The 24,040-nt window shown below is 64.9% G+C and carries 23 protein-coding genes; 8 read left to right on the plus strand and 15 right to left on the minus strand.

Going from position 1 to position 24,040, the window contains the following annotated elements:
- Nucleotides 1–9: 9 nt before the first annotated feature.
- A complete protein-coding gene (locus tag ABG82_RS17305; RefSeq protein WP_043079067.1) occupies nt 10–1,056 on the minus strand; it encodes an alpha/beta hydrolase in 1,047 nt (348 codons plus the stop codon).
- A gap of 35 nt (nt 1,057–1,091) precedes the next feature.
- On the opposite strand from ABG82_RS17305, the gene ABG82_RS17310 reads away from it, so the two are divergent.
- The gene (locus tag ABG82_RS17310; RefSeq protein ID WP_043079068.1) at nt 1,092–1,988 is read left to right on the plus strand and encodes an LLM class flavin-dependent oxidoreductase; all 897 of its coding nucleotides are present in this window, start codon (nt 1,092–1,094) and stop codon (nt 1,986–1,988) included.
- Here the strand turns inward: ABG82_RS17310 and ABG82_RS17315 are convergent.
- A complete protein-coding gene (locus ABG82_RS17315) occupies nt 1,975–2,973 on the minus strand; it encodes an LLM class oxidoreductase (RefSeq protein WP_043079069.1) in 999 nt (332 codons plus the stop codon). The genes ABG82_RS17310 and ABG82_RS17315 overlap by 14 nt on opposite strands.
- 83 nt (nt 2,974–3,056) lie before the next feature.
- Here ABG82_RS17315 and ABG82_RS17320 point away from each other — a divergent pair, with 83 nt between their 5' ends.
- Nucleotides 3,057–3,629: a TetR/AcrR family transcriptional regulator gene (locus ABG82_RS17320; protein WP_043079070.1), complete on the plus strand. Its 573-nt coding sequence runs from the start codon at nt 3,057–3,059 to the stop codon at nt 3,627–3,629.
- On the opposite strand, the gene ABG82_RS17325 is transcribed toward ABG82_RS17320, so the two are convergent.
- The 4 genes from ABG82_RS17325 to ABG82_RS17340 all read right to left on the minus strand — a co-directional run bounded on the left by ABG82_RS17325 (nt 3,618) and on the right by ABG82_RS17340 (nt 9,375).
- On the minus strand, nt 3,618–4,313 hold the full coding sequence (locus ABG82_RS17325) for a cutinase family protein (protein ID WP_043079071.1): 696 nt from the start codon (nt 4,311–4,313) through the stop codon (nt 3,618–3,620). The two genes, ABG82_RS17320 and ABG82_RS17325, sit on opposite strands and share 12 nt — an antisense overlap.
- Nucleotides 4,314–4,759: 446 nt before the next feature.
- Entirely contained in the window at nt 4,760–5,482 is a 723-nt protein-coding gene (locus ABG82_RS17330) for an HNH endonuclease family protein (protein WP_043079073.1), read from the minus strand.
- Entirely contained in the window at nt 5,479–7,719 is a 2,241-nt protein-coding gene (gene recG / locus ABG82_RS17335; RefSeq protein ID WP_043079074.1) for an ATP-dependent DNA helicase RecG, read from the minus strand. Before recG ends, ABG82_RS17330 begins: the two co-directional genes overlap by 4 nt.
- A gap of 9 nt (nt 7,720–7,728) precedes the next feature.
- Nucleotides 7,729–9,375 carry a DAK2 domain-containing protein gene (locus ABG82_RS17340; RefSeq protein ID WP_043079075.1) on the minus strand — a complete coding sequence of 549 codons (1,647 nt, stop codon included), beginning with the start codon at nt 9,373–9,375 and terminating at the stop codon, nt 7,729–7,731.
- Nucleotides 9,376–9,544: 169 nt separating this feature from the next.
- Between ABG82_RS17340 and rpmB the strand changes: the two genes are divergently transcribed.
- Together rpmB and ABG82_RS17350 are read left to right on the plus strand one after the other, a co-directional pair.
- A complete protein-coding gene (rpmB, locus tag ABG82_RS17345; protein ID WP_005056915.1) occupies nt 9,545–9,742 on the plus strand; it encodes a 50S ribosomal protein L28 in 198 nt (65 codons plus the stop codon).
- An 18-nt stretch (nt 9,743–9,760) separates the two neighbouring features.
- Entirely contained in the window at nt 9,761–10,528 is a 768-nt protein-coding gene (locus tag ABG82_RS17350; RefSeq protein WP_043079076.1) for an enoyl-CoA hydratase/isomerase family protein, read from the plus strand.
- Between the two features lie 65 nt (nt 10,529–10,593).
- Here the strand turns inward: ABG82_RS17350 and ABG82_RS17355 are convergent, their stop codons facing one another.
- Genes ABG82_RS17355 through ABG82_RS17365 form a run of 3 tightly spaced genes read right to left on the minus strand, consistent with a single transcriptional unit; the run spans nt 10,594 to nt 13,478 of the window.
- The gene (locus ABG82_RS17355; RefSeq protein WP_043079077.1) at nt 10,594–11,844 is read right to left on the minus strand and encodes a lipase family protein; all 1,251 of its coding nucleotides are present in this window, start codon (nt 11,842–11,844) and stop codon (nt 10,594–10,596) included.
- Nucleotides 11,844–12,524 carry a uracil-DNA glycosylase gene (locus tag ABG82_RS17360; protein ID WP_043079078.1) on the minus strand — a complete coding sequence of 227 codons (681 nt, stop codon included), beginning with the start codon at nt 12,522–12,524 and terminating at the stop codon, nt 11,844–11,846. Before ABG82_RS17360 ends, ABG82_RS17355 begins: the two co-directional genes overlap by 1 nt.
- 6 nt (nt 12,525–12,530) lie before the next feature.
- A complete protein-coding gene (locus ABG82_RS17365; RefSeq protein WP_043079079.1) occupies nt 12,531–13,478 on the minus strand; it encodes a thiamine-phosphate kinase in 948 nt (315 codons plus the stop codon).
- A gap of 17 nt (nt 13,479–13,495) precedes the next feature.
- Between ABG82_RS17365 and ABG82_RS17370 the strand changes: the two genes are divergently transcribed.
- Nucleotides 13,496–14,038 (plus strand): DUF3515 domain-containing protein, encoded by a 543-nt coding sequence (locus ABG82_RS17370; RefSeq protein WP_043079080.1) that lies wholly within the window; start codon nt 13,496–13,498, stop codon nt 14,036–14,038.
- Between the two features lie 28 nt (nt 14,039–14,066).
- On the opposite strand, the gene ABG82_RS17375 is transcribed toward ABG82_RS17370, so the two are convergent.
- Genes ABG82_RS17375 through ABG82_RS17385 form a run of 3 tightly spaced genes read right to left on the minus strand, consistent with a single transcriptional unit; the run spans nt 14,067 to nt 17,305 of the window.
- Entirely contained in the window at nt 14,067–15,203 is a 1,137-nt protein-coding gene (locus tag ABG82_RS17375) for a D-alanine--D-alanine ligase family protein (RefSeq protein ID WP_043079081.1), read from the minus strand.
- A 4-nt stretch (nt 15,204–15,207) separates the two neighbouring features.
- A complete protein-coding gene (locus ABG82_RS17380; protein WP_043079082.1) occupies nt 15,208–16,320 on the minus strand; it encodes a cystathionine gamma-lyase in 1,113 nt (370 codons plus the stop codon).
- Between the two features lie 4 nt (nt 16,321–16,324).
- Nucleotides 16,325–17,305: an NAD(P)H-dependent glycerol-3-phosphate dehydrogenase gene (locus tag ABG82_RS17385; RefSeq protein ID WP_043079083.1), complete on the minus strand. Its 981-nt coding sequence runs from the start codon at nt 17,303–17,305 to the stop codon at nt 16,325–16,327.
- 79 nt (nt 17,306–17,384) lie between these two features.
- Between ABG82_RS17385 and cofC the strand changes: the two genes are divergently transcribed.
- Genes cofC through mutT1 form a run of 3 tightly spaced genes read left to right on the plus strand, consistent with a single transcriptional unit; the run spans nt 17,385 to nt 21,137 of the window.
- The gene (cofC, locus tag ABG82_RS17390) at nt 17,385–18,008 is read left to right on the plus strand and encodes a 2-phospho-L-lactate guanylyltransferase (protein WP_043079106.1); all 624 of its coding nucleotides are present in this window, start codon (nt 17,385–17,387) and stop codon (nt 18,006–18,008) included.
- A 17-nt stretch (nt 18,009–18,025) separates the two neighbouring features.
- Nucleotides 18,026–20,152, plus strand: coding sequence for an RNA degradosome polyphosphate kinase (locus ABG82_RS17395; RefSeq protein ID WP_078343282.1), 2,127 nt, complete (start codon nt 18,026–18,028; stop codon nt 20,150–20,152).
- Nucleotides 20,153–20,201: 49 nt separating this feature from the next.
- Nucleotides 20,202–21,137 carry an 8-oxo-(d)GTP phosphatase MutT1 gene (gene mutT1, locus ABG82_RS17400; protein ID WP_043079084.1) on the plus strand — a complete coding sequence of 312 codons (936 nt, stop codon included), beginning with the start codon at nt 20,202–20,204 and terminating at the stop codon, nt 21,135–21,137.
- A 69-nt stretch (nt 21,138–21,206) separates the two neighbouring features.
- Here the strand turns inward: mutT1 and ABG82_RS17405 are convergent, their stop codons facing one another.
- The 3 genes from ABG82_RS17405 to leuC form a co-directional block, all read right to left on the minus strand.
- Nucleotides 21,207–21,794, minus strand: coding sequence for an HU family DNA-binding protein (locus ABG82_RS17405; RefSeq protein ID WP_062826695.1), 588 nt, complete (start codon nt 21,792–21,794; stop codon nt 21,207–21,209).
- A 172-nt stretch (nt 21,795–21,966) separates the two neighbouring features.
- Nucleotides 21,967–22,566 (minus strand): 3-isopropylmalate dehydratase small subunit, encoded by a 600-nt coding sequence (leuD, locus tag ABG82_RS17410; protein ID WP_043079086.1) that lies wholly within the window; start codon nt 22,564–22,566, stop codon nt 21,967–21,969.
- Between the two features lie 30 nt (nt 22,567–22,596).
- Entirely contained in the window at nt 22,597–24,039 is a 1,443-nt protein-coding gene (gene leuC / locus ABG82_RS17415; RefSeq protein WP_043079087.1) for a 3-isopropylmalate dehydratase large subunit, read from the minus strand.
- Nucleotide 24,040 lies beyond the last annotated feature (1 nt).

Here is a 24,040-nt window from a genome sequence, read left to right on the forward strand (position 1 = left end):
CGGGCAGAATTAGCGGGACAGGTGTGCGCGCAGCGCCGACGTCAGCTCGTTCATGGCGTCCGAGGGCGCCCCGCCCAGCCCGGCCATGTTGTAGAAGCCATGGATCAGCGATCCCTCTACCCGCAGGTCCACCGGCACTCCGGCCGCCCGCAGCTTCTCCGCGTATTCGTTGCCCTCATCGCGCAGCGGGTCAAAACCTGCGGTGGTGATGAGCGCCGGGGGCAATCCCCCGAAGTCCGCAGCTAGAATCGGTGACACTTGGGGGTCTGCCTTGTCGACATCGGACCCATCGAGGTAGTGACTTTCGAATCCGTCCATGGCCGCCTTGGTGAGAAAAAAGCCCGTGGCGAACAGATCACGTGACGGTCTGCGGACCGTGAAGTCGACGGCCGGATAGATCAGGAATTGCAACAACGGCAGTTGCGCCCCGCTGTCGCGTGTCTGCTGCGCGACGACGGCCGCCAAGTTACCGCCCGCACTGTCACCACCCACCGCGATCCTGTCTGGTGCCACGCCCAGATCGGCTGCATGTTCGACGGCCCAGAGATACGCGGCCAAACAGTCCTCGGCGGCGGCGGGGGCCTTGTGCTCGGGGGCCAGCCGGTAGTCCACCGACAGCACCGCGACGCCGGCGTCACGACATGTCTGGCGGCACGGCTGGTCGTGGGTCTCCAGGTCGCCGATCACCCAGCCACCACCGTGGAAGAACACCAGCAGTGCCCGGGTGTGGTCGGTCACCGGTTTGTAGTGGCGGACCGGGATGGGCCCGGCGGGTCCGGGGATAGAAAAGTTGCGCACCTGCCCTACCGGTGTGCTGAATTGCAGCAGCCCGGCCTGTCTACGCATGCTGGCCCGGTTCTCCGCGACATCCTCACCGCGCGATATCTCCCCCTCCCCCATGAGCTCCATACCGCGCAGCAGGAGCTGGGTCGTCGGGTCCAGGATGTTGCCGTCGATGATCACCTGACGACCGGCCATGGCCCGCCGGACCGGAGTCGGGATGTGCGGTGTCGCGGCGGTGCTGGCACGCAGGGCGAAGTCGCGGAAAGGGCTCACGCCATCACCGTAGCGAGAACTCCTAGGCTGCCGGTATGGATATCGGCATTGCCCTGCCTTTCATGTGTCGGGAGTACACCCGCGAGTCGACGCTCACCTGGGCCCGTCTGGCCGATGAGGGACCGTTTTCCACCGTCTCCTCCGGCGAGCGCATCTCGTATCACAACCAAGACATGTGGGTAACGCTCGCCGCGGCGGCGGCGGTCACCGAAAGAGTGCGGTTACTGGCGAATGTTTCTGTGCTGCCGGCACATCCGGTGCCGTTGGTCGCCAAACAAGCGGCCACGCTGGACGTGCTATCCGAAGGGCGCTTCACCCTGGGAGTGGGTGTGGGCGGCCGTGAGCACGACTACCGGTCGTTGGACGCGTCCTTCGAACGGCGCCACCAGCGACTGGATGATCAGGTGGCCGAGCTGCGCCGGCTGTGGTGCGGTGAGCCGCCGTTCGACGGCGCCGATCCCGTCGGCCCCGCGCCCGTTCAAAGCGGTGGGCCGCCCATCGTCGCCGCCGCGATCGGCCCGAAGTCCCTAGCCCGTGCCGCCCGTTGGGCCGACGGCATCACCGGATTCAGCGTCTCCGGCGCGCCGGCCGAGCTTGCCCACTCCGCCGGCGCCGCGCGCGCCGCGTGGCAGGAGGCGGGACATGCCCAACCGCCGCTGCTGTCGAGCGGCTGCTTCTACACGCTGGGCATCGCGGAAGCAGAATCCGAACTCAAGCAGTTCACCAGCGACTACCTCGCGATTTTCGGCGCGCAGATCGCCGAGAATGTTCCGAAGACGTTGACCAACTTCGACGCCGACGCGCTGAATCGCACGCTCGACGGCGCCGAGGAGGCCGGTCTGGATGAATTCATCTTGGTACCGGGCGCATCCGACGTCGCGGTGATCGAGTCGACGATCGAACTCATCCAGAAACGGCTCACCACCGGGTAGTAAGAGGCTTTGGCCCCACGAGCGCCGGAAACTCGGGCGCCACCTCCTCGATCAACTGTTGAACCGCCTCGCCGGCCGGGCGTGCACCGTGCTGCACCCCCAATGCACCGTGGTTCACCCCAGCGTCACGCCACCGGCCGAGCAGATCCAGCAGCCCGTCGGTTCCGGTACGAAGCACAAATCCCCCACGTAGCGGCGTGGGAGGCGACTTTCGGTCCTCGACGAGATCGATCCATTCGTTGGTGGCCACTGGCCGAAACTCCTGCCCCGGAACGAGTTCGCGCCACGCAGCAATCCTGCGTCCGAGCTCACCCGTCCCCGCGCGGTCGTAGGCACCTGGGTAAACCAGCCAGCCATCGGCATTTTCGGCGATCCACGTCGGTTCCTGTTGCGAGGAACCCGTGACGATCAGCGGTACCCGGCGCGCAGCAGGTTTCGGCAGTAGGTCGAGGCCGCCACCAAAGGTGCTGTAGGGGCCGGTAATACGCGGGGCCGTCTCCTCCGTCAGAGTCCGGAACCACTTCACAGCCTCCCGATACCGCTGCCCACGGCTCGCATGATCGATCCCGTAGGCGGGATACTCGGCAGCCCGATCCCCAGAGGCAGCGCCAACGACCAGGCGCCCGCCCGAGAGTTGATCGATGGAGGCGGATTGTTTGGCGATATCGATCGGATGCCGCAACGAGAAAACGATGCTGCCCGCGGCAAGCGAAAGGCGACTGGTGCGAGCCGCAAGCCACGCAAGGTAGGTCCAAGGATCGAAAACCTGCCCCACATCCCGAAATCCGGGGTCGTACAGCGGCACATCCCGAACCCACAGTGCCGCGAACTCCGAACCGTCGGCCGCCTCGATGATCTCGCCCTGACCCGCCATCGAATTCATTGATCGGTCGTATTGCCACAGAGGCAGGAACAGACCGACAGTCAATTTTCCGGGCGCGAACATCCGGGTGTATCCGGGGTGTTCGGTGAACAGATCACGCATTAGACCTCCATTAGAACGAACGCTCTAGCGAGAGGATATCAGGGTGCTGGAGTGAACGCTCTAGTGCGGGTAGGCTCCCGTATGTGGAGGAACCGGACACGCGTACGCGGCTCGTCATCGCGACCGCCGCACTGCTGCAGCGGCAGGGTTATGAGGCCACCAGCGTCAAACGCATCATCACCGAAGCTGGTGCCACATTTGGCTCCCTGTATCACTTCTTCCCCGATGGAAAGGAAGAACTCGCGGCCGAGGCATTGCGCTACGGCGCCGCGGAATTCGCGGACCTGCTGCGGCGCGGACTGGCCAGCTCGAGCAATCCCGCAATAGCCGTCGCGCGCTGCGCGACCCTGCTCGCCGAAGATCTTCGTGGGTCGAATTGGTCCGACGGTTGCCCCGTCGCCGCGACCGCGCTGGAGATCATCGGCCGCTCGCCAGCCATTCAACAGGCCGCCGACGAGTCCCTGCGACTGTGGCGGCGCCTCATCGCCGATAAACTCCGAGACGGAGGATTCAAACCCGCGGCCGCCAATGATCTGGCATGCACAGTCATATCGATCCTCGAAGGCGCCGAACTCATCTCACGTGTTTCAAGCGATGACGAGCCGCTGCGGGCGGCATCACGGCACCTGAAGAAACTCGTCGAATCAGTCCGCTGACGAATTGATCTCCCGCGCCGCGAAATCTGCGGCCTGGTTCGTCATGCCGTTGTCTCCGTATGAGCCGTGTGCGGCGTTATCGCTACCGTCCGGCGAGCAGATCGGATCCTCGGGAACACACATGTCGACAGTCTTGGCCGCATACAGATGCCCGATGTTGATCGGCGGGGCCGTGTTGTCGATGCGTTGCAAGAATCCGCTGGAGGGTTTGCCGAACAGCGCTACCGCGGCGACATGGTCGGCCACCTCGGGGGGCATGGGTCCGGTGATCCCCTCTGGCAGCTCGAAGCCCGGGGGCACCGCATCGGCGGTGGTGTAGGCCACGACCGCCGCGCCCTGGGAGAACCCGCCCATCACGATCTTCGTATTGGGGCAGCGCACGGCAACATCCTTGACGCGGTTGCTGGCATCGACCACACCGTCCGCGGCGGTCGCAAAGGCCAAGGACGCGGGGTATTCGACGGGGTAGACCTCGACCGACTTGCCCTTTGTGCGTGCCCGCAGTGCGTTGACGAACGCTTCTCCAGTCCCGCCGACACCCGGCGGCTCAAACGTTCCACGCGCGAATACGACCTCGACATCGGGACACGCAGCGGCAACTGCGGACGGAATGCCGATAGGCGAACTAATCAGGGCGCACATCACCACGATGGCAAGTAACCAGCCCCACCGAACTCTCTTCATTTACGACCACCACCTGTTTGGGCTTCCGTCCCTGTCTACCACAGATTCAACGGTTGTGGACAGGCGTAATGCCGCCGCGTAATTCCCTGTTCTACATGGTGATACTGCGTATCCCCCAAGGTACAGAAGGACTTTAGGTTCGGAACGTGGCTATGAATCGGCGGAAAGCGATGGTGGGGGCGGCCGCGGCAGCAGTCAGCTCGCTCTGGCATCACCTACCCGGCGCGCACAGTCCCGCGCGCGCAATCGCACTCGAGGAGCACTTTGTGACGCCCGCGACAATGGACATCGCGAAAGGCAATGTCACCGTCGAGTTGCTCCACCGGCATCATTTCCGTTGTGGTGACCGCGAACACCGCCACCGCCACGGCGGCGACCGCCCCCAGCCGCGCAGGGTTGTCTGGGCTGTAGGAGCTGTCGCGAAGGCAACTGCCGGCGTCACGGCGTTACGCACGTGAGCCCCGCGGGCAGCTCTGCGCTGCCGCACGGATGGCATTTGCGGAGCGCTCATCCACCGAAAGATGATACCCACGAACCACTTCGGCGAACTGCATCGAGTACTGACACCAGAACGCCTTGTTCGGCGGCATCCAGCTGGCGGGCGCCTGATCGCCCTTGTCCTTGTTCGCCTGCCCTTGTACCGCGATGAGATTGGCCGGATCATTCGCAAAACGCCAGCGCATGGCCGGCGGCCACGCGCTGGCACCCATGTCCCATGCGTAGGCCAGCGGCACGATGTGATCGATCTGCACGGCTTCCCCGCTTGTCGGCCCACGAGTGAAGGCGATCTGTGATCCCGTGTAGGGATCGTGCAGGCTGCCGGTACGTACCGCGTGTGGACATCTGCGTGTGTACACGAAACTCTTGTCGGTCAAATCGCGATTCAAGATGTCGTTGCGTGTGTCGCACCCATTGCGCCCGCCCGGAGCATCGGTGTCATCGGACCAGGCATCACCGAACTCAGTGCGCTGATAATCCTTGGCCCGTACGCGCTGGGGCTGCACCGTCACACCGGCCAGCGGATCCTGTCCGGGTGCCAGCGTCGGAATATTAGGCTGCCCGGCAATGACATTGGCACGTTGTATCCGGTATCGGGCCGAGACCTGAAATGCCACCACCATCGCGATCGCCGCGGCAATGGCGACAATGAGCATGGTGCGGTTACTCACGACTTGTCCAGGTACTCGATCTGATCGGCAACCAGGAAACGACGGGCCATACCCGCAAGCGCCGGCTGGTGTGCCAGCTCCGGATCGTCCGCACAGGCATTGATTGCCATCTCCCGGGCCGTCTCGATCATCTCGCGATGATCCAGCAGGGAAAGCAGCCGCAGGTTGACCGCACGCCCGGATTGGTCGCGCCCCAACACATCACCTTCACGCCGCTCTTCCAGGTCCAGCTCTGCCAGAGTGAACCCGTCCAGGGTGTCCTGTACGGCACGCAGTCGCCGCCCCGCCGAACCCGCGGGGCTGCATGGGCTTACCAAAAGGCACAGACCCTTGTTTCCGCCACGGCCCACCCGGCCGCGCAACTGGTGCAGCTGGCTGATGCCGAACCGGTCGGCATCCATGATGAGCATCACGGTGGCGTTCGGAACATCCACACCCACCTCAATGACTGTGGTGCACACCAGCACATCGATCTCACCGGCATTGAACGCCGTCATCACGGCATCCTTCTGTTCCGATGGCAACCGGCCGTGCAGCAGCCCGACGCGCAGTCCCGGCAACAAGGAACCCCGAATGGTCTCGTACAACTCGGTGACAGGTACCGGTGGCGGGCGCTTCTCCTCCGCCTCATCCGGCCCAGCATCCTTGTCATCGGCGTCGATTCTGGAGGCCACCACATAGGCCTGTCTGCCCGCGGCCACTTCCTCGGCGATCCGCTCCCAACCGCGGGCGAGCCAGCCCGGCTTCTCTCGGGTGAACACCGCGGTTGTGGTGATGGGCTGGCGCCCCCGCGGGAGTTCCCGCAGTGTCGATGTCTCCAGATCGCCGAACACCGTGAGCGCGACGGTACGCGGGATGGGCGTAGCGGTCATCACCAGCAGGTGCGGAACGATTCCTTCTGGAGCCTTGGCCCGCAACCGATCTCGTTGCTCAACACCGAAACGGTGCTGCTCGTCGACGACCACCAGACCCAAGTTGTGAAAGTCCACCGAATCCTGCAGCAGCGCATGGGTTCCGATGACGATGCCCGCAAGCCCGGTCGCCACGTCCGCTTTGACCTGCTTCTTCACTGCCGGCGACATCGAACCGGTGAGCAACGCAATACTGGTCGCTTCGTCGGGGGCTCCCAGCTCCCCGGCGGTGGCCAAAGCCCCCAGCATCGCCCGCAAGGACCGGGCATGCTGAACCGCCAGTACCTCGGTGGGCGCCAGCAGCGCGCACTGATATCCGGCGTCGATCGCCTGCATCATCGCCAGCAGCGCGACCACGGTCTTACCGGAGCCCACCTCACCCTGTAGCAACCGGTTCATCGGCTTGACCCCGGAAAGGTCGTCGCCGATCTCGGCAACGACCTGCTGCTGCCCGTCGGTAAGGTCGAAGGGCAACCGGCTCAAGAGGTCCGCGCGCAGCCCGGTTTCGATGAGCGGCATCGCCGGGCCCGCCGACCCGATATCACTGCCGCGGCGCACGGCCAGCGCCAGTTGCAGGCCCAGCGCCTCATCGAACGCCAGCCGCCGGCGTGCCTGCTTCTGTTCGGAGGCGTCCTCCGACATGTGGATCGCGCGCAGTGCCTCGTCCAGGGACATCAGACCGTGCTCGTCCAATACCGCGTGCGGCAGCGCCTCCGGTACCGGGTCCAGCTGAGTGAGAACCTGATCGATACAACGATAGATATCCCAGCTTTCCAGGTTCTTGGTCGCCGGGTAGATCGGAAACACATTGCGCTGAAAGGCCGAAATAGCAGTGGACGCATCGCGGGCGACTCCGGCGATACCGCGCAATGCGGTACTTCCCCGCGTTTCGGTGCTCTCGCCGAGCGCGGTTTCCAGCACCAGATAATCGGGATGCGTCAGTTGGGGCTTACCCCGGAACTCCCCGACCGCACCCGAGAGCATCACCCGATTACCCACCTGCAGATCACGTTTCACCTTGTGTGGATGAAAGAACGTGGCCTGCACGGCATGCGGAGCACTGCCCAGCGTCACAGAGAGAAACTGCCCTTTGCGGTTACGCATGCTCTTGAGTTCCGCCGAGGTGATGAATCCCACCAGGGTGGTGTGCTCCCCGGGCTTGGCGCGCTCACCGTCTTGCTCGTCACGCAGACTGAAGTCGGTGCTGTATCGGCGCGGATAATGGTGCAGCAGATCCTCAACCGTCAGCAGCCCGAATTCTGCGTCGAGAACGTCGGATGCCTTGTTGCCCAACACATGATCCAGGCGATCGGAAAGTTTTACCACGGGGCGCCGTCACTCAACACCGATGTGCACGACATCGGTGTGCTGCCCGGTGCGATAAATCATCACCTCGACACCGCCGTGGTGCGATCGGGTGTGTTCGACCAGCGACTCGGCAAGAGACTCATCCACCTTGTCCGACAACAGCACGGTCACCAGCTCTCCACCAGAGGACAACATGATGCTCACCAAAGCCTTTGTGGCATTGGCGACATCGTGGTTGAGCACCAGCACCTCATCCCCGATGATGCCCATAGCGTCTCCCGGCTCACAGGTGCCAGACCAGGTGAGAGCCCGTTCGGTGGCCACGCGTACCAACCCGAATCGGGTGGCACCGGCCGCACGCGCCATGGTGTAGCTGTCGTCGACCGCCATCCGTTCCGGATCGTGCACCGCCAGCGCCGCCAGCCCCTGCGCCATGGACGCCGACGGCAGCGGGATCACCGTGATTCCCCAGCCGCGCGCTGCCGCGCAGACCGCCACCAGTTCCTCGGCAGCCATCAATCCATTGGGCAACACCATGATCTGGTGCGCACCGCTATCGACCACCGCATCCAGCAGACGCTTCGCGCTGGCCGGAGGCTCATCGACACGCAGCACCTGAGCACCCTCGCTGGAGAACAGCGTGGCCGCGCCGTCACCCTCCGCCAGTGCCAGCACCCGGCGGTGCCGATGCCGTCCGTCGTGATGCCCGCCGCCCACATCGCCGCGCAGCGAGGAGATCTGAATCGACTGAGGGATACCGAATTTCATCCCGGCCTCGATGGCAGCCCCGGCATCGTTGACATGCGCGTGGACGGAATACCCCATCGCGCCATCACCGGCGATGGCAATGGAATCTCCCATCGCGTCGAGCTGCGCTCGCAGGTCGGCGATCTGCAGTTCATCACACCCACAGAGCAGATACATCACCTCGAACTCGGGGGGCAGCTCGCGCGGAGGATCCAGGTTCAGACCCCCCGAACCGCGCCCCGGCCCCGCCACCCACACCTGTGACGGCGCGTTCTTCGGAGGTGAGGGGCTGTACTCGCGGCGAGTGGGCAGCTCCCCCGCCACCACCGACACCAACGCATCGAGGATGACCACCAGACCGCGCGCACCGGCGTCCACCACACCGTTGTCGGCGAGCACGTCGAGCTGCTTGGGCGTCTTCTCCAGCGCCGAGACCGCGGCATCGGCGGCGGTACTGACGAGCTCGGGCAGATCGCCCGACCGCACGCTGTCCGCGGCATCCGCGGCCGCCTGCAATACCGAGACGATGGTGCCCTCGACAGGCGTACTCATCGAGGCAATGACGAACTGTGAGGCTTGGCGGAGCGCACGGCGCACCACCTCTGCCCCAATGGTGTCCTGGTCATCGGCCGCATCGGCGATACCGCGGACAATCTGCGACAGGATCACCCCAGAGTTACCACGGGCTCCATGAACCGCCCCACGCGCCAGCGCCGCGGCAACCTGCGCGACCGTGGCCCCTTCGCCCAGCGCCTCGGCGGCATTGACCGCCGACCGCATGGTGAACAACATGTTGGTGCCGGTATCGGCATCGGCGACCGGGAACACATTCAGTCGATTGATCTCGTCACTACGCGAGATCAGTCCCTCGACGGAGGCGCGCGCCCAATCGAGCAGCGCAGCACTGTCCAATACCGAGAGCCGCATGTGAGAAAGCCTATCTACCGGAACTGACAGTGTCTGAGGGTCTTCACCCAAGCGGCTCATCTGCACCCATTTTGGCGTTCACGGGCCGGTCAAGCTATCCTTGCAGGGTTGTGGGCCACCCTGACTAATCAGGTCGTTGGCCGGAATCGCGAGTTTGAGGAGTTTCACTATGGCTGCCGTCTGCGACGTGTGCGGCAAGGGACCCGGCTTCGGCAAGTCGGTTTCGCACTCGCATCGGCGTACCAACCGCCGCTGGAACCCGAACATCCAGACGGTTCACGCCGTCACCTCCCCCGGTGGCAACAAGCAGCGCGTCAACGCCTGCACCTCCTGCATCAAGGCCGGCAAGGTCGTCCGCGGCGCCTGATCGCGTCCGGAACCTGCCGTGTCGTCTGACTACGTCGCCGTACGCAACGGCGTCCTGCACATCACCATTGCCACTGCGGCGGCTGGTACCTCGCTGGACTTCACCGGTGTCGATGCCGCCGTACCGCTGCTGCGTGATCTGCCCACCGAAGTCGGCGCTATCTTGCTCACCAGCAGCGGCGCCAATTTCTGTGCCGGCGGCAATGTCCGTGACTTCGCTTCCGCCGAGGACCGGGCTGCCAAGCTCAACGACCTCGCCGGACGACTCCACGAATTCGTACGCGCGGTGGACGCCGCGGATCGCCCGGTGGTGGCCTCCGTACACGGATGGGCTGCCGGCGGCGGGTTGAGCCTGGTGCTGCTCGCCGATATCGCGATCGGTGGCGAGTCGACCAAGCTGCGCGCTGCCTACCCGGGCATCGGGTACTCCTCCGACGGCGGCATGTCCTGGGCATTGCCCCGCATCGTCGGCAAGGCCCGTGCCGCGGACATCCTGCTGACAGACCGGGTTGTCGAGGCTCCCGAGGCGCTGGCCATTGGCCTGCTGAGCCGGGTGGTGGCCGACGACGAGGTTCAGGCAACCGCCGTAGCCGCAGCCGAGAAGCTGGCCGCCGGTCCACGCGAGGCGCAGAACCGCATCCGGCGGCTGCTCCGTCTGAGTGTCGGCAACACCCTCGACGCGCAGCTGAATCTTGAACAAGCGAGCATCGCCGAGGCCTCGGTCAGCCCGACGGGCATCGAAGGCGTCGACGCCTTCGTCGGCAAGCGCAAGCCCGTCTGGCCCTGATCCAGTCGAGTCCGACGGTCTTCACGCAAGCGCTCATCCCGATTCGACGGTCTTCACGCAAGCGCTCATCCCAGCAGCTTCCTGCGGATCCAGTTCACAACCCACGGGATCGCGACCATATCCGCGGTGACATGCTCACCCGGCAGCGCCCAGTAATCAACCTCAGCGCCATTGGCACGCCACGTATCGCGCAACGCCAAGGCTCCCTCTTCGGGAATGAACAAATCGCCGACCGCCTTACTGCGCGAGCCGTGATAGAGCAGCACCGGCATGGTCGGAGTCAGGGCACCGGGCCGGTTGGCGGCAATCACATGTTGCCCCAGCTCCGATTCAAACGGTTTCTCGATCGCCGAGAGCAGATCCAGATCGAATCTCAACAGGCCGGCAGCGGCCAACGGTGGTTGCGGCATATTCTTGGCGCGGATCGCGCAGTAGAGCGCGAAGTCGCCGAAAATCTGCACCAGTTCCGGAAATTCGCGGGCCTGACCAATGGTCGCGGCCGCGAAGAGCCCCGCACCAACACCCCGGTTCATGCTGCCGTACAGCAGGGCGTAATCGGTGGGCGTACCGCCGGCAGCCGCGGCCGCGATCCGCAGCTCCGGCGCGTAGGTCGGCTGCAGCTGCGCTGCCCATGCGGTGGCAATGGCCCCGCCACTGTATCCATGCATGACGATTGGCGAATCGGCCAGATCAGGTCTTTCCGAAAGCATTCCGCGCACCGAATCGAGCACCGCGTGGCCTGCCATCTTCCCGGCCGCGTACGACATTCGGGGGCCTTCATGGTCCGGGAACAGCACGGCGTAGTTCTGCGCTGACAGGAACGGGAACATCGGCGGGTTGTCCCGATACCACAGGTGTGTCAGACGATAAGACGGCGTGAACTTCAAACCCAGGGAGTTGATCGCCTGATTACGCACCACCACCGGACGTGAACCCGGACCGTGCCACGGACGTTCCGGCTCAATCAGTGCCGCGGTCACCGGAACCGCGTTGCCCGCGGTGTCGGTGGAGCGCACCATGATCCGCTGCATGGTCGCCCTGCGCAGCGGCAGCCGCGGCGAGACCTGGTCGGACCGGACCACCTCGCCCGGCGCCAGCAGACTCAGATCGCCTGGGTCGCTGTAAAAGTCGTCACCGGTGATCGGGGTGGGAAGGATCGCCGAGTAGGGGTCCGCGCGCTGTTGCGCCGTGAGCCGTCGCGCGGCCCAGTCGTTCAGGCGCTCCACCACGGCCGGGCTACGCAGTGCGGTACCGCCGGTCGCCAGCGCCGCCGTCGCGCCCCCCAGGGCGGCCAATGCTCCTGTAGACCAACGCATTACGGCAACCGCCAATCTATCGGTTGGGCACCCAATCCAACGAGTAGCTCGTTGGCCCGGCTGAACGGTTTGGAGCCAAAGAATCCGCGGGAGGCCGAGAGCGGCGACGGATGCACAGATTCGATGGTCGGCACACCGGCCCCCAACATCGGTTTGAGGGTGGCCGCATCGCGTCCCCACAAAATGGCCACCAAGGGGGCATCGCGCGCGACGAGCGCCCGGATGGCACATTCGGTCACGATTTCCCAGCCCTTGCCACGATGCGAGGCCGGGTTGCTCGGCCGCACGGTCAGCACCCTGTTCAACAGCATCACCCCCTGCTGCGACCACGGCGTGAGATCGCCGTTGGCGGGTTTGGGTAGCCCAAGATCCGCTTGGTATTCGTCAAAGATGTTGGACAGACTGCGCGGCACCGGCCGCACATCGGCCGCCACCGAGAAACTCAGCCCCATGGCATGTCCGGGCGTGGGGTACGGATCTTGACCGACGATGAGCACCCGAACATCGGCCAAGGGATAGGTGAAGGCACGCAGCACGTTTGCCCCGGTGGGTAGATATCCGCGACCCGAGGAGTTCTCCTCGCGGAGGAACTCCCCCATCTTGGTCACCTGATCGGCGACGGGTCCCAGTGCATCAGCCCAGCCGGGATCAATCAGCTCGGCGAGAGGTCGGGCAGTCACGAAGAGTCAACTTAGCCGAAACGAGTCCCACCCGGTTGCCCGAGTCCACTCGACACCATCAACCGTGACGCCCACGTCACCCGCCGTCACCTCGCCGACGGCAATCCAGCCCGGCGGGATCGTTCCCGGGAACGTCGCGACGAGGGCATGGTCCTCTCCCCCGGTCAATATCCATGCCCAAGGATCGGCGCCGAGCAGCCCGGCGGCGCTGGCCAACGGCTCCAGGTACGGCTCCATGCACACCGAGCTCAGATCAAGGTGGACCGCGCTGAGTTCGGCGATATGCGCCAGGTCGGCCAACAGTCCGTCAGACACGTCGGTCATCGCCGTCGCTCCCGCCCTGGCCGCGACCGGCCCCTGCCCATACGGCGGCGCGGGCACCAGGTGAATCCGGCGCAGCTCCGGGAATTCGTCAATCCCGTCCTGCCACAATCGGTATCCCGCCGCCGAGGTGCCCAACGCACCGCAGACCGCCACCGTGTCCCCCGGCGCGGCGCCCGCGCGCGTCACCGCCGCGCGCCCCTGGAGGTCGCCGAGCACCGTGACCGAAACCACCAGCTCGCGCGCGCTCACCAGATCTCCGCCCGCGACCGACGCCCCCACCAGGGTCGCCTCGGCCCAGACCCCCTCGTTGAGCTGCTCAAGAAACGCGATATCCGTCTGGGCCGGTGCCCCCACCGCCACCACGAAGGCGGTGACCCGCCCGCCCATCGCCTCGATATCCGCGGCGTTCTGCGCCACGGCCTTACGGCCGATCTCCGAAGGAGCCGACCACTCAAGGCGAAAATGCCTGTCCTGCACCAACATATCGGTGGATATCACCACTCGACCGTCGGGCGCGGCCACCACCGCGGCGTCGTCACCGGGACCGAGCAGCACGTCGGCACCGAGGTCGCGGCCCGCGGTGAGACGGCTGATCACGCCGAACTCGCCGGTATCGCCCAGATTTGGCACTCGGTTAGTGTAGGCCCGTGCAATCCGAAGACGGCCCACCCCGCAAGCTCCTCATCGGCATCGCGGTATTCGGTGCGATCGCGGCACTGGCCGTACTCTTCGGAGTTCTCAAGTACGCGCAATTCCAGAACGAGAAGCGCCCGATATCCGTCGCAAATATTCCTGCACCGCAGGCGAATTCACCGCTCTGCGTAGATGTGGTGAAGGCGTATCCCGGCAAGATGGCAGGCAATTGGTCCAGGGTTGAGATTGCCGAGCCACAACCTCCGGCCGCCGCGGCGTGGCGCCGCGGACAGGATTCGGTGATCGCACGCTGCGGTGTCGACCGGCCCGCCGAGTTCGCCGTCGGCACCTCCGTCGAGCAGGTCAATGGGGTGCAGTGGTTCCGGGTGAGCGACTCGGCGCTGGCCAGCACCACCTGGTTCGCGGTGGATCGCGGTGTCTACGTCGCGGTGACCGTGCCCGACGGCGCCGGCTCGGAGCCCTTGATCGAGATGTCCGACGCCATCGCCAAGGCGCTGCCCGCCGTCAAACCCGATCCAAAGCCGCTACCGCGCTGATCCGGGCCCGGCACCCCATCGCGGAAAATCAGCGCAGCCCGGTGCCCCGCGCCAGCGCGGTACGGACCATCGCGTCCAGCAATGCCGGATAGTCCACGCCGGTCGCGGCCCACATCCGGGGGTACATAGAGATGGTGGTGAATCCGGGCATGGTGTTGATCTCGTTGATCAACGGACCGTCCTCGGTGAGGAAGAAGTCGACCCGGGCCAGCCCCTGGCAGTCGATCGCCCGGAACGCCGCCACGGCGAGCTCGCGGATCTGATCACTCACGTCGTCATCGACCTTCGCCGGCACGTCCAGCTCGGCGGTGTCGTCCAGGTACTTGGTCTCGAAGTCATAGAAACCGTCTTCGCGGCCGCGTACCCCTTCGACCCGGATCTCTCCGAGCACGCTGGCCCGGATGTCTCCATCGGGGAACTCCAGCACCCCGCACTCCAACTCGCGGCCGATGATGGCGGCCTCCACGATCACCTTCGGGTCGAACCGGCGCGCATGTGCGATGGCCGCGGGCAGCTCTTCCCATGCGGTCACCCGGGAAACACCGAACGACGAGCCCGCCCGCGCGGGCTTCACGAAGACCGGCAGCCCCAGCTCTTCGCGCTGATCAAGGGTCAGTGAGGCGTCACGTGGCCGGATCACGGCGTACTTGCCGATCGGAAGACCTTCAGCGGCCAGCAGCTTCTTGGTGAACTCCTTGTCCATACCGGCCGCGCTCGCGAGCACGCCGGCACCCACGTACGGCACCCCCGCCAGCTCCAACAGCCCCTGAATGGTGCCGTCCTCGCCGTAAGGACCGTGCAGCACCGGGAAAACCACGTCCACGGAGGCCAGCACCTGCCCGGCGGCAGCCGAGTCGACGTTGACCAGCTGGCCCGCGCGACGCGGGTCAGTGGCAAGCACCAACTCGGTACCGGATGCATCGGTAACCTGCGGCAATGTGCGATCACTGATGGCCAGCCGGGACGGGTCGCCATCGGTCAGCACCCAGCCGCCCTCGGGCGTCACCCCTACCGCGACCACCTCGTAGGCGAGCGGGTCAAGATTGCGCAGAATGCTGCCGGCGGACACGCAGGAAATCGCGTGCTCGCTGCTGCGTCCACCAAAGACGAGCGCGACCTTGATCCGCTGTTGGTCTGCGCGCGAGCGGGCCACCGAGTCATTCACAGTGTCAGACCGTACCGGCTGCGAGCGCAGCCTCAATGTCGGCCAGCAGATCGTCGGTGTCCTCGATGCCCAGCGAGATGCGCGCGAACCCCGGCGGAACCGCATCACCCCACCGCGCCCGCCGATCGACCGACGTGTGCACACCACCGAAACTCGTCGATGACGCCAACAGCTCGCTGCGCCGCACCAACGTGTGCACCGCCCCGGCGCTGGCCAGTTCGACCGACACCAGTGAGCCGAATCGGGCCATCTGCGCGGCGGCCACCGGATACGACGGGTCGCCGGGCAGTCCCGGGTAACGCACCGATGCCACCGCGGGGTGTTCCCGCAGCATGGTCGCCACCGCGAGTGCGTTCTGGCATTGGCGTTCGAACCGCAACCCAGCGGTGGCCAGGCTGCGCGCACCCAGCCAGGCTTCAAACGGGCCCAGGATGGCACCGGCCCGCGATCGTTCCTGCGCGACGGCCGATATCAGGTCGGCGCGCGATCCCGCGGCGTATCCGGCGATCAGATCGCTGTGACCGGAGAGGGCTTTGGTCGCGCTGGCGACCACCAGATCGGCACCCAATTCCAGTGGCCGCTGCCCCATCGGGGTGGCCGTGGTGTTGTCGACCACCAACACCGCACCGTGCGCATGCGCTGTACGGGCCAGCAGGGCCAGGTCGACGACATCGAGCCGCGGATTGGACGGTGTCTCCGCCACCACCACATCGGCCTGCGCCGCCGCGTCCACGATCTGGTCCACACCGGCCGCGACCACGTTGATCCCCAGCGCGGCAAGATTCTCCGTGGCATAGCGCCGCGTCTGGTAGTAGCCGTCTTCCGGGACCACCAGTGTCTGCCCGGGCCGGACCAGGGCGCGCAAAGTGGAGGCGATCGCGCCCATTCCCGAACCGAACACCAGCGCGCTGTCGGCATGCTCCAGCGCCGCCAGGCCCGATTCCCATTGTCGCCAACTGGGATTGGACGCACGGCCGTAGGTGTCGAGGGAATCATCCTCGGGCACCGGCAGATGATAGGCGGAGGCGAATACCGGGCCCGCGAGAAAGGGTTGTCCGGCAACAGGTTCGGCGGTGGCGGCCACTACGGCCCGGGTCGATATCCCTGGCTCTGGCATGTGCTTACTCCGGTTTGGTACTGCGCCCCAATAGCTGAGCGACGGCATCGGTGACGCTCAGTCCGCGATGACAGACGCCATGAACAGCCTCGGTGAGCGGCATCTCGACGTCATAGCTCGACGCCAGCGCCAAGATGGACTCACATGAGGTAACTCCCTCTGCGACCCTACCGCCGGCGGCGTTGCGCGCCTCCTGCAGCGTCTCGCCATTGCCCAGCCGCATGCCGAAAGTCCGGTTCCGCGAATGCGCCGAGGTGCAGGTGGCCACCAAATCTCCGACGCCGGCCAGCCCCGCCAGGGTGGTGTGGCTGGCTCCGAGCGCCAGCCCCAACCGAGTGATCTCGGCCAAACCACGGGTGATGATCGTGGCTATCGTGTTCTCCCCCAAACCAACTCCGGCGGCCATGCCGCAGCTGAGGGCAATCACGTTCTTACACGCACCGCCAACCTCACAGCCCACGACGTCGGAATTGGTGTAGGGGCGGAAGTAGCGAGTGGAGAACGCGCGCTGCAGCGCGACGGCCCTCGTCGAGTCGGTGCACCCGATGACGGTGGCGGCGGGCTGGCCCGCGGCGATCTCACTGGCCAGATTCGGGCCGGTCAGCACCGCGACGCGGCTGGGATCGGTGCCGAGAACCTGGGTGACCACCTGGCTCATTCGCATGAGCGTGCCCACCTCGATGCCCTTGGCCAGGCTCACCACCGACGAACCCGGCTCGATGAGGTCGGCCCAGGGCGTCAGGTTCGCCCGCAATGACTGCGAGGGCACCGCGAGCAGTACCAGCTCGGCACCCTGCAAGGCCTCCTCGGCCACGCCGGTGGCGACGATCGACGTGGGCAGATCCACATCGCTGAGGTACACCGAGTTGCGATGCGTCGCATTGATCTCATCGGCCAATTCGGATCTGCGTGCCCATAAACGGACATCGTGACCGGCGTCGGCAAGCACCTTGCCCAACGCGGTCCCCCAGGAACCCGCACCCATCACCGCAGCTTTGACTGGTCGTCTTCCCGCAAGCGGCTCATCCGTGGCCATGGCAGACACCCTAGCCGGGGCTGGCACCATGGAGTATGTGGGCAGACAGGCTGGCACAGACTTCGGCGTGATCATCGCGGTCAAAAACCTGGCGACCGCGAAAAGCCGGTTGGCGTCGTCCCTGCCCGGCCCCCAGCGCGAGCGGCTGGTGCTGGGCATGCTGACGCACGCCATCTCGGTGGCGTTCAGCGCGGCCGGGACCGTGGCGGTGATCAGCCCCGATCCTGCTGCCAAGGCGGTAGCGGGCGAAGCCGGTGCGCGGTTCATCTTCGACGACACCCCCGAGGGCCATCCCGACCCGCTCAACAACGCCTTACGCAGCGCAGCGGCTCAGCTACGTGCGGCGTCACCGAATCTTGTTGTGTTGCAAGCCGACCTTCCGGTGGTCACGGCCGAGGAATTCGCCGCCGCCCTGGCGGCCGCACGCGGCCATTCCCGCAGTTTTGTCGCCGACCGGCACGGCACCGGTACCGCCGCGCTCTTTTGCACCGAGGGTGACCTGAATCCGCTGTTCGGCGTCGATTCGGCACGCCGCCACCGGGATTCAGGGGCGGTTGAGCTCACCGGGGACTGGCCGGGATTGCGCTGCGATGTCGACACCCCGGACGATCTGGCGGCCGCCCGTGAGCTTGGGGCCGCGCTACCTCTCTGAGCCGGTCCGATATCTCTATGATCACAAGGGTGACCACACCGAGCGTTCCCCCGGCCGCAACCACAATCGTGTCGGGTGAGGAGCTGCCCGAAGACCGATACCTCAACCGGGAACTCTCGTGGCTCGACTTCAACGCGCGCGTACTGGCACTCGCCGCCGATGAATCGCTGCCCATCCTGGAGCGCGCCAAATTCCTGGCGATCTTCGCGTCCAACCTGGACGAGTTCTACATGGTTCGGGTCGCCGGCCTGAAACGCCGTGACGAGACCGGCCTCTCGGTACGTTCGGCCGACGGCCTGTCGCCACGCGAGCAGTTGAAGCTGATCGGCGAGCGCACCCAGGAAATCTCGGTGCAGCACGCTCGGGTGTTCAGCGATTCGGTACGCCCCGAGCTCGCCGAGAACGGCATCTTCGTCGTCACCTGGGCCGATCTGTCCGAGGACGAACGGAGCTACCTCTCCTCCTATTTCACCGACCAGGTTTTCCCGGTACTCACTCCGCTCGCGGTCGACCCCGCGCATCCCTTCCCCTATATATCCGGCTTGAGCCTGAATCTGGCGATCACGGTCCAGGTACCCGAAACCGGCGGTCAGCACTTCGCCCGAATCAAGGTGCCCGACAACGTGGATCGCTTTGTCCGGCTGCGCAGCCCCGACGGGACCGGGACCACCCAGACCGCACGCTTCCTGCCCATGGAAGAACTGATCGCCGCGCATTTGTCGGCGCTGTTCCCTGGCCTGGAAATCGTCGAGCATCATGCGTTCCGCATCACTCGCAATGCCGATTTCGAGGTCGAGGAAGATCGCGACGAGGACCTGTTGCAGGCGCTCGAACGGGAATTGGCCCGCCGGCGCTTCGGCTCCCCGGTCCGCCTCGAGGTCGCCGACGACATGACCGAGCACATGCTGGAGCTGCTGCTGCGTGAACTGGACGTGGATCCCGGTGATGTGGTGCAGGTTCCCGGCCTGCTGGATCTCTCGTGCTTGTGGCAGGTCTACGGCGTGGATCGTCCCGCACTCAAGGATCCGACCTTTGTACCGGCCACTCACCCTGCCTTCGGACAGGGCGAGACACCGAAGAGCATTTTCTCGACGCTGCGCGACGGCGACGTACTCGTTCATCATCCGTACGACTCGTTCTCCACCAGCGTGCAACGGTTTATCGAGCAGGCCGCCGCGGATCCCCAGGTGCTGGCCATCAAGCAGACGCTGTATCGCACCTCGGGCGACTCCCCCATCGTGAACTCGCTCATCGATGCCGCCGAGGCAGGTAAGCAGGTGGTCGCGCTGGTGGAGATCAAGGCCCGCTTCGACGAACAGGCCAACATCAAGTGGGCCCGCGCGTTGGAAGATGCCGGCGTGCACGTGGTCTACGGCTTGATCGGTCTCAAGACACACTGCAAAACCGCCCTGGTGGTACGCCGGGAAGGGTCGGCCATTCGCCGGTACTGCCACATCGGCACCGGAAACTACAACCCGAAGACGGCCCGGCTCTACGAAGACGTCGGCCTGCTGACCAGCGCACCGGAGATCGGCGCCGATCTCACCGACCTGTTCAACTCACTGACCGGGTACTCGCGAAAGGTCTCCTATCGCAACCTGTTGGTCGCCCCGCACGGAATCCGCGCCGGCATCGTCGACCGCATTGATCGTGAGATCGCCGCGCATCGGGCTGGTCAGGATGCCCGGATCCGGCTGAAGATGAACGCGTTGGTCGATGAGCAGGTGATCGACGCGCTGTACCGGGCGTCCCAGGCCGGGGTCCCCATCGAGGTAGTGGTGCGCGGAATCTGCGCATTGCGCCCCGGGGTTCCCGAGTACTCCGACAGCATTACGGTGCGATCCATTCTCGGCCGGTTCCTTGAACATTCGCGCATCATTCACTTCAACGCCATCAACGAATTCTGGATCGGCAGTGCCGACATGATGCATCGTAATCTGGACCGACGTGTCGAGGTTCTCGCGCGCGTCACCGACCCCAAGCTCACCGCACAGCTCGACGATATGTTCACCTCCGCGTTGGACTCCCGCACCCGCTGCTGGGAGCTGCAGCCCGACGGTCAATGGCTGGCCTCGCCCGCGGACGGCGAAGAGGTACGCGACCATCAGGTCGAAATGATGAAACGGCACCGCTCGCAGACATGATCTAGACCAGGTTCTCCCGGCTGAACAACTCTCCCCCGAAGGAGCTTTCGTGCCCGATCCGACCCCCCGGACCGGTGCGGCGGTCCTTGCCGCCGGAGCCGCGCTCTGGCGGTATCAGGAAGACTCTGATCAGGACCACACCACCGGCGCCATCGAGGTGGCCCTGGTACACCGACCACGATACGACGATTGGTCACTTCCCAAGGGGAAACTCGACCCCGGAGAGACGGCGGCCATCGCCGCGGTCCGCGAGATCGCCGAGGAGACGGGATTTACCGCTCGCCTCGGCAGACGATTGCCGTCGGTGAGTTACCCGGTGAGCCAGGGCACCAAACGCGTCAAATACTGGGCGGCACAAGCCGTGGACGGCAAGTTCGAAGCCAACCATGAAGTGGACGAAATTCGGTGGCTACCGGTGGGAGAAGCCATCAAGACAGTCAGCTATGCCGTTGATCGGAAAGTGCTTCGAAACTTCGCAAAGCACGAAATTGATACTCAGACATTAATTATTGTGCGTCACGCAAAAGCGGGGCGAAAGGAACGATATTCGGGCGACGACACCCTGCGTCCGCTGGATAAGAAGGGCCGCGCCCAAGCCGAAGCGCTCACCGGTCAATTACTTGCATTCGGTGCCAGTGCTATTCATGCCGCCGATAGGTTGCGCTGTCGGCAGACCGTGGAGCCGCTTGCCGAAGAGCTGAACACGGTGATCTTCAGCGAGCCCGCGCTCAGTGAAGAGGCCTACTGGGCAGATCGCAAACGAGCGCACCGCAGGGTTCTTGAAATCGCCGGATCGGACGGCATTCGGGTGCTGTGCACCCAAGGCAAGGTCATCCCTGATCTCATCCAGTGGTGGGCGCAGCGCGACGGTGTGCGCCCCGACAAATCACGTAACCGCAAGGGCAGTATGTGGGTGTTGTCGATGCGCGGCCAGAAGCTGCTGGCCGCAGACCATCTGGACAGTCCGCTGCCCGCCGGCAGCTGACAGCAGCACTACCCCCAACAAAGCAACATCGGGCCCCACCCTGAGGTGGGACCCGATGTTGTGTTGAAACTACTTGCGGCCCTTCTTGGCCGGAGCCTTCTTGGCCGGGGCCTTCTTGGCCGGGGCCTTCTTGGCGGGAGCCTTGGCCACAACCTTCTTGACCGGAGCCTTCTTGGCGGGAGCAGCCTTCTTGACGACAGCCTTCTTCACGGGAGCAGCCTTCTTGACGACTGCCTTCTTCACGGGAGCAGCCTTCTTAGCAGGCGCAGCCTTCTTCGCGGGAGCCTTCTTGGCCGGGGCGGCCTTCTTGGCAGCGGCGCGCTTGGCCGGGGCGGCGGTGGAGCCACGCTTCACAGCGGGGCCGTCGGCCGGAAGCTTCTGCGCACCAGAGACAACCGCCTTGAACTGCGCACCGGGACGGAACGTCGGCACCGACGTCGGCTTCACCTTGACAGTCTCACCGGTCCGCGGGTTGCGGGCGACACGAGCGGCGCGGCGGCGCTGCTCGAAAACGCCAAATCCGGTGATGGTCACGCTCTCACCCTTGTGCACGGTGCGAACGATGGTGTCGACGACGTGCTCCACCGCAGCGGTGGCCTGCCGGCGATCCGAGCCCAACTTCTGTGTCAGAACGTCGATGAGCTCTGCTTTGTTCATGTAAAACCCTCCGAAGCCAGTGGTCCACTTTGAACCGACTTCGAACACGGTAAACCCAAGTGCACGTGATTTCCAAGTGCCACGCGTAATTTCGGCAAAATTCTCTGAGCTTTTTAACGGCCCATATGCCGACCAAAAGCAATGCCCTTGCCCCCCAAGGACGCCCAATCAGCTACTCAGAAGGCTCCAAAGTGCGGGGTTTGAACTCGGGCCGCGAGGCTTCAAAAGCCGCAATTTCATCGACTTTTCGCAGCGTAAGGCCTATATCGTCCAATCCTTCGAGCAGCCGCCACCTGGTGTAGTCGTCAATTTCAAACGGCACCACGGCCGTTCCGGCGGTCACTGTCCGATCCTCAAGATTCACAGTGAGTTCCAAGCCCGGATTCTGCTCGATGAGCTTCCAGAGCAGCTCGATATCGGACTGGCTGACCAAGCCGGCGACCAGACCGGCCTTACCGGCGTTGCCCCGGAAGATATCTCCGAAACGGGACGACAGTACTACTCGAAATCCGTAGTCCATCAAGGCCCACACGGCGTGCTCGCGGGATGATCCGGTGCCGAATTCCGGCCCGGCGACGAGAACGGAGCCCCGGTTGAACGGTTCCAGATTGAGAATGAACGACGGATCGGTGCGCCAGCCGGCGAAGAGCCCGTCCTCGAAACCCGTTCGGGTGACACGCTTGAGGTAGACCGCCGGGATGATCTGGTCGGTGTCCACGTTAGAACGACGCAGCGGCACACCAATTCCGGTGTGGGTGTCGAATGCCTCCACTATTTCCTCCCTGTGCCTTTTGGCAGGTGCCTATTTTACGGATTTTGCCAAATCAGCTGGCGATGAGAGCTTTCCCTTCACCGCCGTTGCCGCGGCCACGGCGGGTGACACCAGATGGGTGCGGCCGCCCTTGCCCTGTCGTCCCTCGAAATTTCGGTTCGACGTGGACGCGCATCGCTGCCCCGGCGAGAGCTGGTCGGGGTTCATGCCCAGGCACATAGAGCAGCCCGCCTGGCGCCATTGAGCACCCGCGGCGGTGAAAATCTCGCCCAGCCCCTCGGATTCGGCCTGTGCGCGCACCCTCATCGAGCCGGGAACGATGAGCATGGTGACCCCTTCGGCCACCTTCCGGTCCCGCAGCACGTCGGCGACCGCCCGCAGATCCTCGATCCGGCCGTTGGTACAGGAGCCGACGAACACGGTGTCCACCGGGATCTCACGCATCGGGGTACCCGGTGTGAGATCCATGTAGGTCAACGCCTTCTCGGCCGCCATCCGCTCTTCTTCGTCGGCCATCAGCTCAGGATCGGGCACGTCAGCGCCCAGGGGCACCCCCTGCCCAGGGTTGGTGCCCCAGGTGACGAACGGCGTCAAAGTACTGGCATCGATGTGCACTTCGGCGTCGAACTGGGCGCCCTCGTCGGTGCGCAGCGAGTCCCATTCGGCCACAGCGGCATCCCACAACGCCCCCTTGGGCGCGTGCGACCGGTCCCTCAGGTACGCATATGTCGTTTCATCGGGGGCCACCATTCCTGCCCGCGCGCCCGCCTCAATGGACATATTGCACATAGTCATTCGGGCCTCCATCGACATCTCTTCGACGGCCCGTCCCCGGTACTCCAGAACATACCCCTGGCCACCGCCGGTGCCGATCTTGGCGATGACAGCCAGAATGACATCCTTGCTGGTGACACCGGTCGGCAGGCTGCCGTCGATGTTGATCGCCATGGTCCGAAATGGCCTCAGCGGCAAGGTCTGCGTGGCCAGCACGTGCTCGACCTCGGATGTCCCAATGCCCATCGCCAGCGCTCCGAAGGCGCCGTGCGTGGAAGTGTGGCTGTCACCACAGACCACCGTGGTGCCCGGCTGGGTCAATCCCAGCTGCGGACCGACCACATGCACGATGCCCTGCTCCGCGTCCCCCATCGGGTGCAGACGGATACCGAACTCCTTGCAGTTCTTCCGGAGGGTCTCAACCTGGGTGCGAGACACCGGATCGGCGATCGGCTTGTCGATATCGATCGTCGGGACATTGTGGTCCTCGGTGGCGATCGTCAGGTCCGGCCTGCGCACCTGGCGCCCGGCGATCCGCAAGCCGTCGAATGCCTGCGGACTGGTCACCTCATGTACCAAGTGCAGATCGATATAGATGAGGTCGGGCTCGCGCGCCTCACCCTCACCGGTTCCGCGTACCACTACGTGGGAGTCCCAGACCTTCTCTGCCAGGGTCCTGGGCTGTTGGACACTAGTCATC

It is taken from the genome of Mycobacteroides immunogenum, from assembly GCF_001605725.1.
Lineage (GTDB): Bacteria > Actinomycetota > Actinomycetes > Mycobacteriales > Mycobacteriaceae > Mycobacterium > Mycobacterium immunogenum.

What these genes read in the sequence shown, in the direction of transcription:
- ABG82_RS17310 (WP_043079068.1), top strand. Translation starts at nt 1,092, where the DNA reads ATGGATATCGGCATTGCCCTGCCTTTCATGTGTCGGGAGTACACCCGC.
- ABG82_RS17315 (WP_043079069.1), bottom strand. Translation starts at nt 2,973, where the DNA reads ATGCGTGATCTGTTCACCGAACACCCCGGATACACCCGGATGTTCGCG.
- ABG82_RS17325 (WP_043079071.1), bottom strand. Translation starts at nt 4,313, where the DNA reads ATGAAGAGAGTTCGGTGGGGCTGGTTACTTGCCATCGTGGTGATGTGC.
- ABG82_RS17340 (WP_043079075.1), bottom strand. Translation starts at nt 9,375, where the DNA reads ATGCGGCTCTCGGTATTGGACAGTGCTGCGCTGCTCGATTGGGCGCGC.
- rpmB (WP_005056915.1), top strand. Translation starts at nt 9,545, where the DNA reads ATGGCTGCCGTCTGCGACGTGTGCGGCAAGGGACCCGGCTTCGGCAAG.
- ABG82_RS17355 (WP_043079077.1), bottom strand. Translation starts at nt 11,844, where the DNA reads ATGCGTTGGTCTACAGGAGCATTGGCCGCCCTGGGGGGCGCGACGGCG.
- ABG82_RS17380 (WP_043079082.1), bottom strand. Translation starts at nt 16,320, where the DNA reads ATGCCAGAGCCAGGGATATCGACCCGGGCCGTAGTGGCCGCCACCGCC.
- ABG82_RS17385 (WP_043079083.1), bottom strand. Translation starts at nt 17,305, where the DNA reads ATGGGTGCGGGTTCCTGGGGGACCGCGTTGGGCAAGGTGCTTGCCGAC.
- cofC (WP_043079106.1), top strand. Translation starts at nt 17,385, where the DNA reads ATGGAGTATGTGGGCAGACAGGCTGGCACAGACTTCGGCGTGATCATC.
- ABG82_RS17395 (WP_078343282.1), top strand. Translation starts at nt 18,026, where the DNA reads ATGATCACAAGGGTGACCACACCGAGCGTTCCCCCGGCCGCAACCACA.
- ABG82_RS17405 (WP_062826695.1), bottom strand. Translation starts at nt 21,794, where the DNA reads ATGAACAAAGCAGAGCTCATCGACGTTCTGACACAGAAGTTGGGCTCG.
- leuC (WP_043079087.1), bottom strand. Translation starts at nt 24,039, where the DNA reads ATGACTAGTGTCCAACAGCCCAGGACCCTGGCAGAGAAGGTCTGGGAC.